General features: G+C 28.3%; 13 protein-coding genes. 11 read left to right on the forward strand and 2 right to left on the reverse strand.

Going from position 1 to position 15,072, the window contains the following annotated elements; all coding sequences use genetic code 11:
* The first annotated feature begins 483 nt into the window (after positions 1-483).
* Positions 484-1,695 carry a dicarboxylate/amino acid:cation symporter gene (locus tag IC175_RS09950; RefSeq protein WP_227483798.1) on the forward strand — a complete coding sequence of 404 codons (1,212 nt, stop codon included), beginning with the start codon at positions 484-486 and terminating at the stop codon, positions 1,693-1,695.
* Positions 1,696-1,814: 119 nt separating this feature from the next.
* Here IC175_RS09950 and IC175_RS09955 read toward each other — a convergent pair whose 3' ends face one another.
* Positions 1,815-2,891, reverse strand: coding sequence for a pyridoxal phosphate-dependent aminotransferase (locus tag IC175_RS09955; protein ID WP_227845583.1), 1,077 nt, complete (start codon positions 2,889-2,891; stop codon positions 1,815-1,817).
* 228 nt (positions 2,892-3,119) lie between these two features.
* On the opposite strand from IC175_RS09955, the gene hpt reads away from it, so the two are divergent.
* The 5 genes from hpt (at position 3,120) to IC175_RS09980 (ending at position 6,630) form a co-directional block, all read left to right on the forward strand.
* On the forward strand, positions 3,120-3,647 hold the full coding sequence (gene hpt / locus IC175_RS09960; protein WP_227432377.1) for a hypoxanthine phosphoribosyltransferase: 528 nt from the start codon (positions 3,120-3,122) through the stop codon (positions 3,645-3,647).
* Between the two features lie 88 nt (positions 3,648-3,735).
* On the forward strand, positions 3,736-4,668 hold the full coding sequence (locus IC175_RS09965; protein ID WP_227483796.1) for a phosphatase PAP2 family protein: 933 nt from the start codon (positions 3,736-3,738) through the stop codon (positions 4,666-4,668).
* 70 nt (positions 4,669-4,738) lie between these two features.
* Positions 4,739-5,965 (forward strand): NAD(P)/FAD-dependent oxidoreductase, encoded by a 1,227-nt coding sequence (locus IC175_RS09970; protein ID WP_227851483.1) that lies wholly within the window; start codon positions 4,739-4,741, stop codon positions 5,963-5,965.
* A gap of 83 nt (positions 5,966-6,048) precedes the next feature.
* Positions 6,049-6,270 (forward strand): alpha/beta-type small acid-soluble spore protein, encoded by a 222-nt coding sequence (locus IC175_RS09975; protein ID WP_227432380.1) that lies wholly within the window; start codon positions 6,049-6,051, stop codon positions 6,268-6,270.
* A 189-nt stretch (positions 6,271-6,459) separates the two neighbouring features.
* Positions 6,460-6,630, forward strand: a complete 171-nt coding sequence (locus tag IC175_RS09980; RefSeq protein WP_003416012.1) for a hypothetical protein — start codon at positions 6,460-6,462, stop codon at positions 6,628-6,630.
* Between the two features lie 97 nt (positions 6,631-6,727).
* Here the strand turns inward: IC175_RS09980 and IC175_RS09985 are convergent, their stop codons facing one another.
* On the reverse strand, positions 6,728-7,189 hold the full coding sequence (locus tag IC175_RS09985) for a hypothetical protein (protein WP_227432381.1): 462 nt from the start codon (positions 7,187-7,189) through the stop codon (positions 6,728-6,730).
* A 191-nt stretch (positions 7,190-7,380) separates the two neighbouring features.
* Here IC175_RS09985 and IC175_RS09990 point away from each other — a divergent pair, with 191 nt between their 5' ends.
* The 5 genes from IC175_RS09990 (at position 7,381) to nifJ (ending at position 14,960) form a co-directional block, all read left to right on the forward strand.
* Positions 7,381-7,842 carry a hypothetical protein gene (locus tag IC175_RS09990; protein WP_227483794.1) on the forward strand — a complete coding sequence of 154 codons (462 nt, stop codon included), beginning with the start codon at positions 7,381-7,383 and terminating at the stop codon, positions 7,840-7,842.
* A 42-nt stretch (positions 7,843-7,884) separates the two neighbouring features.
* The gene (locus tag IC175_RS09995; RefSeq protein WP_227432383.1) at positions 7,885-9,648 is read left to right on the forward strand and encodes a GAF domain-containing SpoIIE family protein phosphatase; all 1,764 of its coding nucleotides are present in this window, start codon (positions 7,885-7,887) and stop codon (positions 9,646-9,648) included.
* Between the two features lie 7 nt (positions 9,649-9,655).
* Positions 9,656-10,264: a flavodoxin family protein gene (locus tag IC175_RS10000; RefSeq protein ID WP_227835290.1), complete on the forward strand. Its 609-nt coding sequence runs from the start codon at positions 9,656-9,658 to the stop codon at positions 10,262-10,264.
* A 72-nt stretch (positions 10,265-10,336) separates the two neighbouring features.
* Positions 10,337-10,906: a phosphate propanoyltransferase gene (pduL, locus tag IC175_RS10005; protein WP_227432385.1), complete on the forward strand. Its 570-nt coding sequence runs from the start codon at positions 10,337-10,339 to the stop codon at positions 10,904-10,906.
* A 514-nt stretch (positions 10,907-11,420) separates the two neighbouring features.
* Positions 11,421-14,960: a pyruvate:ferredoxin (flavodoxin) oxidoreductase gene (nifJ, locus tag IC175_RS10010; protein ID WP_227432386.1), complete on the forward strand. Its 3,540-nt coding sequence runs from the start codon at positions 11,421-11,423 to the stop codon at positions 14,958-14,960.
* Positions 14,961-15,072 lie beyond the last annotated feature (112 nt).

Consider the following 15,072-nt stretch of genomic DNA (forward strand, 5'->3'; position numbering starts at 1 on the left):
CATAACAATCCTTTATCAGAACTAATTTCAAAGCTACATAAAGAGGAAATAACAGAAGACAAAATAACAGAAATATGAGAATGGATAAAAACTTGGAAAGATGAAGATTAATAGAGTAAAAGGTAGCATCTATATAAATAGTTGCTACCTTTTTTATTGCTGTGGATAGTTGTGTTAATAAGTTGTGGAAAACTTATATAAAAATTGTGGATAAAATATTTTACTGACATCTAACTGACAAAAGTTAAAAAAATAAATAGTCTGAACATTAAAAAATATTGAAAAATAGCCATATATAAAAAATAAAATAAATAAAAGTAACACTTTATAAGTGTTATTCTTTTTATTATTAACAAAAAATGGTTAAAATGTTGACGGAGAGATAAAACTCTATTATCATAAGAAGTGGGGGGATTCAATGATTGACAAAGTATTCAATGTACAAGAATACTTAATCTAAAAAAATTTATGGAGGGAAAAATTATGAGTAAGAAAAAGATAGGTTTAGTGCCTAAACTAATCATCGGTATCATAGTCGGTATTTTAATCGGAAGTTATGCACCAGAAATAATAGTTCAAATATTAGTAACAGTTAGTACTTTATTCTCAGCATTCTTAAAGTTTGTCATACCATTTATAATTATAGGATTTGTAACAGCAGGGATAGCTGATTTAGCAACAGGAGCAGGAAAGTTATTAGGAATAACTACAGGAATAGCATATGGTTCTACTTTAATTGCAGGAGTATTGTCATTTGCAGTATCTATGTTAATATTTCCAAATTTTATTGATGCAAGTGTAGCAAGTCAAATTGGAGACCCAGAAGCAGGAATGTTAGCACCAATATTTACAATTCCACTAGAGCCTATGGTAGATGTAACAGCAGCAATAGTGTTTGCATTTGTAATGGGACTTGGAATATCAGCTTTAAGAAATCATGGAAAAGGAGAAGTTCTATTTAATTTCTTCCAAGAATTCCAAGAAATAGTAACGAAAACGTTGTCAACAGTAATTATACCCTTATTACCATTATATATAGCAGGAACTTTTGCAAATATAACTATAGCAGGACAAGTATGGACAATATTAGGAGTATTCTGGAAAGTTTATTTAGTTGTAATACCATTACACTTTGTATACATGGCATGTCAATTCACAGCAGCAGGAGCATTCTCAGGAAAGAATCCAATCAAAATGTTAAAAAATCAAATACCTGGATATTTAACAGCTATAGGTACTCAATCTTCAGCAGCAACTATACCAGTTAACGTTGGTTGTGCAGAAAACAATGGTGTAAGTAAACAAATAAGAGAATTCGTTGTACCTCTTTGTGCAACAATACATCTATCAGGTAGTATGATATCTATAACTGGATTTACAACAGCAGTTTTAATGATGAATGGTATGCCTCATGGAATCAATGTATTATTCCCTTACATTGCAATGTTGGGGATAGCAATGGTTGCAGCACCAGGAGCACCAGGAGGAGCTATAATGAGTGCACTTCCTTTCTTACCAATGGTTGGAATACCATCAGATGGTGGTCTTGCGAGCTTAATGATAGCTTTATACTTAACTCAAGATAGTTTTGGTACAGCATGTAATGTATCAGGAGATAATGCAATAGCAGTAGTTGTCGATAAAATAAATGATGGAATGAGTAAAAAAGGAAATAAAGAAAAGCAAAGTGCTTAATTTCTTAATAAATAAAAATGAGTTATCTCAAAAAGAGATAGCTCATTTTTTTATAATTATAAGTCTTTCGTAATTATATATTTTTGTATTCTTTATGCTAATCTGTATCTAGTATTTTTCTATCTAAAAACTGTTTTAAGAGATGATATTAATAATTTATTTTCATCAGGCTTTAATATACATACTCTAAAAAAGTATTCATCTAAACCTTCAAATGAATAACAATCTCTTATTATTATCTTTTGAGGAATTAGTTTCTCACGAAGAGCTTTAGCAGTAAATTCCTTTGTTTTAATTTTACATAATATAAAATTACCTTGAGTATCATATACATCTAGGCTGTCTATGCTTTTAAGCTCCCCAAGTAAGTAATTTCTTTCAGTATTCATTAAGGAAATAGTACTAGAGATAAAGTTTGAATCTCTAAACATTATTTCTCCCATCTTAGAGGCTATTATGTTGATATTCCATAAATCTAAGTTGTTATTTATTTTATTCTTAACAGCATTATCAGATATAAGTCCATATCCAAGTCTTATGCCTGGTGTTGAAAAAAATTTTGATGTTCCTCTTATAACAAATAAATTAGAATAATCATCGACTAATTGAGTAGAAGAGTATATATTTGTATCAGTAAACTCTACATAAGTTTCATCAATCATTAAAAATTTATTTGTGTTTTTTAATATTTCTTTTATTTCTATTTTGTTAAATGCAAATCCAGTTGGATTGTTAGGATTGCAGATTACAACTAAATCATAGTCTTTAGAATTAATAGTCTTTATAAGATTTTCTAATTTTATATGAAAATTATCTTCTTCATTAGCAAAATATTTATCTATAGAACAATTAATTTTAGATAGTTCTTTTTCATACTCTGAATAAGCAGGAGAAAGTAAAAGAGCTTGTTTAGGGTTAATTGTATGTATAAAAGATGAAATTAATTCTGTAGCTCCACTACCAAGTACTATATTATCTATAGAACACTTACAGTAGTTAGATATAGAAGTTTTTAAGTCTATGTAATCAGGGTCAGGATACATAGATACTATATCTATATTGTTTACAATGTATTGTTTGGCTAAAACTGATGTACCAAAAGGGTTTATATTAGAACTAAAATCCATAAATTCTTCTTTTGAAAAGCCATACTTACTAGATAAACTATATAAATTAGCTCCATGATTTGTGCTCATAAAAGTACCTCCAAAAATAAAATTATATAATTAATAAAAATAACTGATTAATATATTTACATATAGATTATAATACAAAGGAATATTTATTCCAAATTTTTAAGAGAAAAAGCAAAAAAGTATGGATAAGCTGTTAATTTAGGTTTAAAAATGATGAAAAAGATTTTAATTGATATTTCAGTATGCTATAATATATAGGTTAATAGATGGAAAGCGGGAGGATTCAAGATGTACAAAGTTACAGGAAAAATGTTGACAGAAGAACAGATAAAAGCAAAAGTTTATGAATTAGGTAAAAAAATAGAAGAAGATTTTAAAGGTGAAGATTTACTAGTAGTAGGTATACTTAAAGGAGCTAGTGTATTTGTTTCAGATTTAATAAGATGTATAGATTTAGATGTAAATATAGATTTTATGAGTGTTACAAGTTATGGAAATTCAACAGAATCTTCTGGTACAGTTAAAATATTAAAAGATTTAGATGTAGATATTGAAGGAAAGAATGTGTTAATTGTAGAGGATATAATAGATTCTGGTTTAACATTAAGTAATCTAGTTGCAGCTTTAAAAACTAGAAATCCAAAATCTCTAAAATTATGCACTCTACTTGATAAGCCTCAAAGAAGAAAAGCTAATATACCTGTAGACTATGTTGGATTTGTTATAGAAGATAAATTCATTGTTGGTTATGGAATAGATTATGCTGAAAAATACAGAAATTTACCTTATATAGGTATAGTTGAGGATGTAGAATAGACTTAAATGTGAATTAAAAGCACTAATCTCTGTAGGAGTTAGTGCTTTTTAATTAAGTATATAAAATTTTAGTAAAGGAGACATCGGTATGGATATTCAATTGAGTATATTATTATTTTTCCAGAGTTTAAGAAATCCAATTTTAAATTTTATATTTCTTGTATTTACAGTAAGTACAGAAGCACCATTATTGATATTAATTACAGCAGTTATATATTGGTGTATAAATAAAAAATGTGGACAAAAAATGTTGTTCGCGATAGTTGGAAATTTTATTGTGAACCTAGGTATTAAAGAATTTATAAAAGCTCCTAGACCAATAGGTATAAAAGGTCTTGAATCACTGAGAGTTTCTACCGCTGGAGGATACTCTTTTCCAAGTGCACATACTCAAACTGCAACTACATTTTGGGTTAGTATTATGACTATATTTAAAAGAAACTATATACGTTTGTTGGGTGCAGTGATGGTTTTAGGAGTAGGATTATCTCGACTATATTTGGCTGTTCATTGGCCTATAGATGTAATTGCTGGTTGGATACTTGGCATATTTTTTACCATTGTATTTGTAAAAGTATTTGACTATATCGATGATAATAAAAAATATATTTTTCTTGTAGCATTACTCATCCCATTTATATTAATAGCAATATTTCTAAAAAGCCCTGAATATTTTGAAAAATTTGGTATTCTAGTAGGATTTATATTTGGGTATATAGTTGAAGATAAGTTTGTTAAATTTACTACAGAAAATAATAATAAAAAGATTAATTTTAGTAATAAAAATAAAAAGAGCAAAAACATAGTATTTTCGAGAATATGTAGGTTTTTGATTGGAATAGTCACAATAGGAATTTTATATGTTGCTATTAAAGTGTTGATTTCAATATTAATAACGACTTTAAATATAAGTGACTCTAGTATGAGTATAATTTTCATGAATTTTATTAAGTATACATTGGTTGTTTTTTATGGAATAGCAGGAGCTCCTGCATTATTTAAAATTTTGAAATTAAATTAATTTAATTTGTACTATTGTATAGAGACTAATTTAATTTTAAGAAAATTTAAGGGTAGAAAAGAGTGATTATTTGAAGAAAATAGTAGTAATAGGCGGTGGACCAGCAGGGATGATAGCAGCCTCAACTGCATCTAAAAGAGGGTTTGATGTAACTTTAATTGAAAAAAATCATAAGTTAGGCAAGAAGCTTGCAATAACAGGAAAAGGTAGATGCAATATAACTAATGATTGTGATATAGAAGAATTAATAGAAAATGTTCCTACAAATGGTAAATTCTTATATAGTGCTTTTTACACTTTTACAAATGATGATGTAATAAGTATGTTTAATAATCTTGGAGTAAAAACTAAAACAGAAAGAGGAAAAAGAGTTTTTCCAGAAAGCGATAAAGCGTTTGATGTTGTAAAAGCTCTTGAAAAACAAGTAAGAAGCAAAAAAGTAAATATATTATTAAACTCTAAGGTAGAAAAAATAATATCTAAAAATAATAAAATTGAAAAAGTAGTTCTAAACAATAAAAAAGAAATCAAGTGTGATTCTGTCATAATAGCAACGGGTGGATTAAGTTATCCACTTACTGGCTCTACTGGTGATGGATATAAATTTGCTATTTCGCAGGGTCATACTATTGTAGATACAAAACCATCTTTGATTGGTATGGAAGTTCAAGAAGGTTTTGTAAAAGATTTAGAAAAATTATCATTAAGAAATGTTGAGATAAGTGTGTTTAATAGTAAAAAAAAGAAAGTGTATAATGATTTTGGAGAACTTGAATTTACTAAATTTGGTTTAGATGGACCTATAATAAAGTCTGCAAGCTGTAGGATGAAAGATACAACTAAAGAAAATTATACTATACTGTTGGATTTAAAACCTGCATTAGATGAAGAAAAATTAGATAAAAGAGTTCAAAAAGATTTTCAAAAATATACAAATAAAAAATTTGAAAAAGCATTGGATGACTTGCTTCCTAAAAAACTTATACCTATAATAATAAATTTAAGTGAGATTTCTCCAGATACAGTTGTTCATCAAGTTTCTAGAGAACAAAGAAAAAATTTAGTTCATTTACTAAAAAATTTGAAATTTACAGTAAAAAGATATAGACCTATTGACGAAGCCATAATAACTTCTGGTGGAGTAAAAGTGAATGAGATAAACTCAAGTACAATGGAATCAAAATTGATAGAAGGTTTATTTTTTGCTGGTGAAGTAATAGATATAGATGCGTACACAGGAGGATTTAATTTGCAAATAGCTTTTTCGACTGGATATTTGGCAGGTTTTAATTGCTAAAAATTACCTGAATTAAAAATGTTTAAAATCACATAATATTATCAGCAACACAAAATAAATTAAACAGAAGGAAGGTAATCAACATGGCAAGTAACAATAACAACAACAAAACAGTAGTACCAGGAGCAAAAGAAGCTTTAAACCAAATGAAATTAGAAATAGCTAATGAACTTGGTATGAGTAATTATCAACAAGTTGATAAAGGAAACCTTACTGCAAGAGAAAATGGTTATGTAGGTGGATACATGACTAAAAAATTAGTTGAAATGGCTGAACAACAAATGGCTGGAAAAAACAACAGATAGTTAATAAATAATTATTTATAACTATTAGGCTATTGTTATAGCTAGAGCTATCTCAAATATAGAAAGTAATTTCTAAATTGAGATAGCTTTTTTTTATTAAGTTTTATATGTCGATATTTTTATGTAATAAATTTTAGAAATCTGGATAAAATAGTACAAATGAATATATTACATAAGGAGTGATGTAAAATGAGTAGTGTAAACTTTGAAGATTTAAAAAATAAATTTATTAATAGTGATTTAGATGAAAAAATAAGAATATATACGACAACAGAAGGATTATCAGTAGAACAGTTTAAAGAACTATTAAAATATTATCCAATACAACACTTATCTAAATTAGAAAAAGCTCTTGGATAATATCATATAGAAATAAAAATTAAAAAGGCAATTTGTTTAATATAAAAAAATAGATTTTATATTAAATAAATTGCCTTTTTATAATAAATTTATTTTATTATGCTTTTGATATATAATTATATATTCTTTCATTTCCAAGTTCAATAGACCCAGTATTGATAAGTGTAATAATACCTTCTATATCCTTAGGAGTCAGGTACTTGTATGGAATTGATAGATTATAACCAGTATCATGTAATAAATTTTTCAATTGAATTATTTGAGTGATATTAAAACTTTTTATAGACTTAGTAGATTTTTTTCTTGAATTAGACAAATTTTCATTTTGTATTTTTATTAAAGTTTCAATATAGTCTATATAAGATAACTTAAATTCATATTCACTTATTATTTTTTCATCAAGTATACTATTTATAAAATCTTGAGATAATATATTATCTGCAAATTTATCTGCTGTTAATTTTCCAGATATAATACCTTTTTGGTATTTTCTAAGAATTTTTTTTGTATAGCAGTATATTTTATTTCTTGTTTCTAAATCGAGTTGTTCTATTTGCACAAAAACACTTCCTTTTAATTGTAAGAATATTTATTTTGAAAAGTTTATACTTAGTCTATAAAGTTTTAATAATTTATTTACAATAAATACTAAATTATAAAATATTTGTTATTTTTTATTATTACCAAGTATAAAAAATATTATAATTGTAAAACTTACAAATATATGTAAAATATTTAGGAGTGATGAAAATGTTAAATGGGATAATAAAACTTTTTTATTCTGAAATTGTAAAAACAAAGATTAATAACTTAGATTCAAGTGGATATTCATTAAGGGATGAATGTAAAGAAATCAGAAATATAACTTTAAAGATAGACAGTGTGTTTTTTAAACTTTTAAAGTTAGTTTTTGGTTCAATACTGCTTATTGTAGCATTTAATCTAAATTGGATATTAGGTATAGGAGTATTTTTAGTTGGAGTGGTATACATTCTTTATAAGAGAAATATGGAAGAACAAGTGAAGGAACATATAAACAATGTAAAAAATAATATCGACATCTCTAAGATAACTTTTATGGATGAAAAGGGAAGAACAGGTCTAAATGCATTGATTACACTACTTCTTATAGGAATATTGACAGGATTTAACTGGATATTAGTTCTTAGTTTTGTCGTTGTTTTTGTTTTTACTATAAAGAATGTATGTTAAAATACTAATAAATAGTTTAATATATAGGGGGAGAAATTGAGTATGACTAATGGCAATTATAAAATGAAGAATTTAGTGGAAATATCTGCTATGGTGACTGAATCTACAGATTTTTTTAATATAAAAGATAAAATAATAGAAAAAATGTTAGAGGTTGTTCACCCTACAAAGGCATGTGTAAATCTATTTTATAAAAATGATTCTAAATATGCCTATTTAGTATGTTCACAAACTTTAGAATATGTACCTCAAATTTTTCCAATCAATAGTCTTAAAGGTGCAAAAATTGATTTTGACACATATCCAGAATATATCCATGAAGCTGTAAATGAGAAAAAGATAATATATGTAAAAAATGTATTTGAAGATTCTAGAGCAGAAGGGGAACGAGATTTAGCAAAATCTGAAGGTTACATTGGTAGAATAGTTTTTCCTTTTATCATAAATAATGAAGTAGTTGGATTTATGACTTGCTTTTTGACAGAAGAAGATTTTCTAACAGAACAAGATATAGACTTTATATCTTCTGTTGCATCTCTCTTAAGTTTATCAATAGAAATAACTAATAAAAATAATAATGTACAAATTTTGGTTGATAAATTAAGAGGTTCAATAAGTGCTATAAATGAAGCTACTAAAAAATTATATCTCAATAAAAGTATAGATGGATTTTTAGAAAACTTAAGTAAACAGGCGTGTAACATCACTAATAGTAAAGAAGCTTTGATAATTATAACAGGTCATGATAATAAAGATAAGATATTTAGCTGTTATAATACAGAGCATAAGAAGAAAACAAATTTATATCCTATGTTGGACAAGTTTGTAAATAAAGAATCCTTAGGAGGATATTTAAATAATTTAAAACCATGTTCACAAAAAGGGATAAACTTGGAAAGTTATATATATTACAAACTCCAAGATAAAAATGAGACTATAGGATGCATTGTTTGTGCAAACAGCAAAAACTACACTAGTGATGATTTAAATATTCTTAGTATATTATCTAAACAGGTTTTGGTTGGTATGCAGTTATATGAGCACAATGAAAAAGAAGTAAAGCACAAGGTTCTTGAGAATGAGTTAAATGTATTAAATAAACAGCAACAACTTATTATGGACAAAGGTAAAATGGATTGTAATGATGAAAAAGAACTTTATTTTTATCATAAACCAGCAAGAGTAGTAGGTGGAGATTTTTACTATGCTACAAAGGTAGATTCTGAACACATAGTTTATATTGTTGCTGATGTAATGGGTCATGGAATGGTTTCGAATTATGTTGTTGCAATGATAAAAGGTGCTTTTAAAGTGTTATGTAATCAGTATAAGACACCACAGGAAATAATGACAAATTTAAATAGTATGTTATATGATGAATTTGACAAGATGGGAGTATTTACAACTTGTTTGATTGGACTTATAGATATTAAAGAAAATATGATTACAGTATCTAATGCAGGACACTATAGCCCTGTAGTTGTAAAAAAAGATGGAACAATAGAAACTAACTTAAATTGTAAAAAGGGAATACCTATTGGGGTAATGGAAGATGCAACATATGAAAACAATACTCTTTCAATGGAAGATTATGCAATGGTATGTATGTATACTGATGGAATTTTAGAAATAAAAAATAAATCAAAAGAAGAATATGGTATAGATAGATTAGAAAACTTTTTAAAAGAAAATTTTAGATTAAATCACCAGTTGATAGTAGAAAATTTAAAGTTAGATTTAAGAAACTTTTCATCAAAAGATAATTATGATGATGATATTTTAATCGTTATGTTAAAGGATAGGTAGATTGATTATGGATTTAAATAATAAAATAGAACTTGAAAGTCCAGAAATTATAATAATAAATGGAAGTCCGAGAAATAATAGAAACTGTAGTTTTATAGCAAATGAAATAAAACTTAAATTAGAAGAGAGTGGACTTAGTAGTAAAATATTCAATATATATGATATGTATATTGAATATTGTACAGCATGTGGGTTTTGTAATAAGACAGGGTATTGCAAATTTAATGATGATATGAAACCTTTATATAAAATGTTTGATAAATCAAAAGGAACTATAGTAATAAGTCCTGTACATTTTGATTCAATATCAGCTAAAGTAAAAACTGTTGTTGATAGAACTCAAGCTATCTATGCGAGTAAGTATATATTAAATAAGCCTTCAATTGATAGGAATAAAAAGCGTATAGGTATGTACATTGCAGTAGGAGGTAGTAAACCTTATGATTCACAATTTAAAGGTGGGCAAATAGTTATGGACTTTTTCTTTAAGAGTATAAATACTAAACTTTTACACAATATATATTTAAACAATACAGATAATATACCCTACAGAGATAATCAAGAGTTTAAAGACACTCTGTCGAAGAGTCTAAAAGTTTATATTGATTCAATATAATTTGATTTTGTAAGTAATATTATGTATAATTGTATTGCAATAATTTAAAAATAATTAAAGGAGGGAATTTCAATGAAATTACCAATAGCATTATCTAATAAACATGTTCATTTGAGTCAAGCTGATATAGACGTATTATTTGGAGCAGGTCATGAATTAACTAAATTTAAACCATTATCTCAACCAGGACAATTTGCCTGTGAAGAAAAAGTTGATTTAGTCGGTCCAAAGGGGACTCTAAAAGGAGTTAGAGTTTTAGGACCAGCTAGACCTCAAACTCAAGTTGAGATTTCTTTAGCAGATGGATTCCCATTAGGAGTAAAAGCTCCAATAAAAGAATCTGGTGATATAGCTGGAACTCCTGGTGTTAAATTAGTAGGACCAGCTGGAGAAGTTGAAATGAAAGAAGGAGTTATAGTTGCTTCTAGACATATACATATGAGCAATGAAGATGCTGCTAAATTTGGTGTAACTGATAAACAAATAGTAAAAGTTAAAACATCTGGACCAAGAGCATTAGTATTTGAAAATGTATTAGTAAGAGCTAGTGATAGCTTTAATTTAGAAATGCATGTTGACATGGAAGAAGGAAATGCAGCAGGTGTTAAAAATGGAGATTTAGTAGAATTAATAGTTGATTAGTTTTATGTATGAAATTTATGCTAGTGAATATTTTATTTACTAGCATATTTTTTAATGTAATAAATTTCTATATTATAAATTTAATCTATCAGATTAATTTATAATATAAAGGGGTATTATGAAAATTATAATAAAAACTTACAAAAATATGATATAATATGGTAAAATTAGATATATAAAATTTATATATGATAAAGAAGGCTCTTTTACTCCTAATACCAATATATGCAAATAGATAAAAAAGTTTGAAAAATCTAACTTAATTTATTATATATTGTATACAAAATTATGAAAAAAACTTAACATATTTAATTTAAAAAAAAATCTACTTAAATATGTAATTAATTTACAATTTTCAAAGGAATTTTATCCAATCTGTAGTATTATATTAGAAGATAGAGTATTTGCGCGACTATGTGTGTTTATATTTTTGTTGTGTAAATTATATGTAAATATAAAAAAATAGACTTGTTATAAACAAGTACAATTGTAGCTATCAAGGAGGATACATATTATGGCTAAGTTTATGAAAACACTTGATGGGAATACAGCTGCAGCTCACGTTGCCTATGCATTTACAGATGTAGCAGCTATATACCCAATCACACCATCTTCAACTATGGCTGAAGTAGTTGATGAATGGGCGTCACAAGGAAGAAAAAATATATTTGGACAAAAAGTTAATGTTGTTGAAATGCAATCAGAAGCAGGAGCAGCAGGAGCATTCCACGGTTCTTTACAAGGTGGAGCTTTAACTTCTACTTTTACAGCATCTCAAGGTTTATTATTAATGATACCTAACATGTATAAAGTTGCAGGGGAGTTATTACCAGGAGTATTCCATGTAAGTGCTCGTGCTTTAGCATCTCAAGCTTTATCAATATTTGGGGATCATCAAGACGTTATGGCTGCTAGACAAACTGGATGTGTATTATTAGCTTCTGGTTCAGTTCAAGAAGTAGCTGATATAGCACCTGTTGCACATTTAGCTGCAATAGAAGGTAAATTACCATTTATACATTTCTTTGATGGATTCAGAACTTCACATGAAATCCAAAAAGTGGAATTATTAGAAAATGAAGATTATGCAAGTTTATTAAACTTTGAAGCAGTTCAAGCATTTAGAGATAATGCTTTATCTCCAAATCACCCAGTTACTCGTGGTACTGCTCAAAACCCAGATATATATTTCCAAACTAGAGAAGCTTCTAACAAATACTATCAAAATATAGTGGGTATAGTTGAAAAATACATGGAAAAAATGAGTGATTTAACAGGTAGAAAACATAGTTTATTTGATTACTATGGAGCAGAAGATGCTAAATCTATATTAATTGCTATGGGTTCTGTAACAGAAACAATAGAAGAAACTATAGATTACTTAAATGCTAAGGGAGAAAAATATGGTTTAGTTAAAGTTCATTTATATAGACCATTCTCAATGAAACATTTCTTAGATGCTGTGCCATCTACTGTTGAAAGAATATGTGTACTTGATAGAACTAAAGAGCCAGGTTCAACTGGTGAACCATTATACTTAGATGTACGTGATGTATTCTATGGAAAAGAAAATGCTCCTATGATAATAGGTGGAAGATACGGATTAGGTTCAAAAGACACTACTCCTTCAGATATAAAAACTGTTTTTGATAACTTAGTTTCAGAACAACCTAAGAATGGATTTACAGTAGGTATAGTTGATGATGTAACTAATACTTCTTTAGCTCCATCTGAATCAATTAAAATAGCTTCTAAAGGGACTATAAGATGTAAGTTCTGGGGATTAGGTTCTGACGGTACTGTTGGAGCTAACAAACAAGCTATAAAAATAATCGGTGACCACACTGAAAAATATGCTCAAGCTTACTTTGATTATGACTCTAAAAAATCTGGTGGTATAACTATGTCTCACTTAAGATTTGGTGATACTCCAATAAGAGCTACTTATTTAATAGATGAGGCTGACTATATTGCCTGTCATAAACAATCATATGTTTATCAATATGATTTATTAAAAGGTCTTAAAAAAGGTGGTACATTTGTACTTAACACTATATGGGACCAAGCAGGAATTGAAGAAAACTTACCAGCTCATATGAAACAATATATAGCTAAAAATGATATAAAATTCTATACAGTTAATGCTGTTAAACTAGGACAAGAAATAGGTCTTGGAAATAGAATAAACATGATAATGCAATCTGCATTCTTTAAATTAGCTGAAATAATACCAGAAGAAGATGCTGTTAAATACTTAAAAGATTCTATAGTTAAAGCTTATGGTAAAAAAGGTGAAAAGATAGTTAACATGAACTATGCTGCTGTTGATGCAGGAATAAATGCTTTAGTTAAAGTTGAAGTTCCAGCTTCTTGGGCAAATGCTGTTGATGCAGATAAAGAAGAAGTTAAAGAACCAGAATTTATAAGAAATATATTAAGACCAATGACTGCACAAGAAGGTAATAACTTACCAGTAAGTACATTCAATGGTATAGAAGATGGAACATTCCCTTGTGGTACTTCAGCTTATGAAAAACGTGGTATAGCTGTTGATGTTCCTGAGTGGGTAATGGATAACTGTATCCAATGTAACCAATGTTCTTTTATATGCCCTCATGCATGTATAAGACCAGTTTTAGTTACAGAAGAAGAATTAGCTAATGCTCCAAAAGGATTTGAAGCTAAAAAAGCATTAGGTAAAGGATTAGAAGGATTAAAATATAGAATCCAAGTTAGTCCACTAGATTGTACAGGATGTGGAAACTGTGCTGACATATGTCCAGCTAAAGAAAAAGCTTTAGTTATGAAACCAATAGATACTCAACTTGATACAGAGTTAGATAATTGGGCATTTGCAGTAAATCCTGAAGAGGTAGCTCCAAAAGTTGATGTTATGCCTGCAAACACTGTTAAAGGAAGTCAATTTAGACAACCATTAATGGAATTCTCAGGAGCATGTGCTGGATGTGGAGAAACTGCATACATCAAGTTAGTTACACAATTATATGGAGATAGAATGATGATATCTAATGCTACTGGATGTTCTTCTATATGGGGAGCTTCTGCACCTTCAACTCCTTATACTTGTAACCATGAAGGCAAAGGTCCATCTTGGGCAAACTCTTTATTTGAAGACAATGCTGAATACGGATTTGGTATGTATACAGCTGTTAAACAAATAAGAGGAAAAATAGTAGATGCTATGACAGAATTAGTTTCTATGGATATCTGTGAAGATGCTAAAGCAGTATTTACAGAATGGTTAGATTCTAGAAATGATGGAGAAGCATCTAAAGTAGCAAGTGCTAAAGTTGTTGAATTATTAGAAAAACCAGCTTGTGATTGCACAGATGAAAAAGCTAAAGAATTAGTAAAAGCTATAAGAGATAGAAAAGATTATCTAGTTAAGAGATCTCAATGGATACTAGGTGGAGACGGTTGGGCATATGACATCGGTTACGGTGGATTAGACCATGTTCTTGCATCTGGCGAAAATGTAAATGTACTTGTATTTGATACAGAAGTATATTCAAATACAGGAGGTCAAGCTTCTAAAGCTACTCCAGCTGCTGCTATGGCTAAATTTGCTGCAGCAGGTAAACAATCTAGAAAGAAAGACCTAGGTATGATGGCTATGACTTACGGAAACGTATATGTAGCTCAAGTTGCTATGGGTGCTGATAAAAACCAATTTATCAAAGCTGTTCTAGAAGCTGAAAAACATGATGGACCATCTTTAATAATAGCTTACGCTCCATGTATAAACCATGGATTAAAAGAAGGTATGGGAAGAACTGTAGCTAACGAAGCACAAGCTGTTGCTTGCGGATACTGGCATTTATACAGATTCAATCCAGAAGTAAAAGCTGAAGGTAAAAACCCATTCACTTTAGATTCTAAGGAACCAACTGCAAGCTTCAGAGATTTCATACTTGCACAAGTAAGATACTCTGCTATAGCTAAACAATTCCCAGAAGAAGCTGATGGATTATTTGCAAAAGCTGAAGCTGATGCTAAAGAAAGATACGAAGGATATAAAAAATTAGCTGAATAATAATTAAAATATTATAATGCTTATTTAAGATATGATTTGATAATAATTAGGGATACTATTAAAAAATAGTATCCCTTTTTTATTTATATCAAACTGTGAGAATTAAGATTTT

Origin of the sequence: Clostridioides sp. ES-S-0123-01, assembly GCF_020658415.1 — a bacterium.
Lineage (GTDB): Bacteria > Bacillota > Clostridia > Peptostreptococcales > Peptostreptococcaceae > Clostridioides.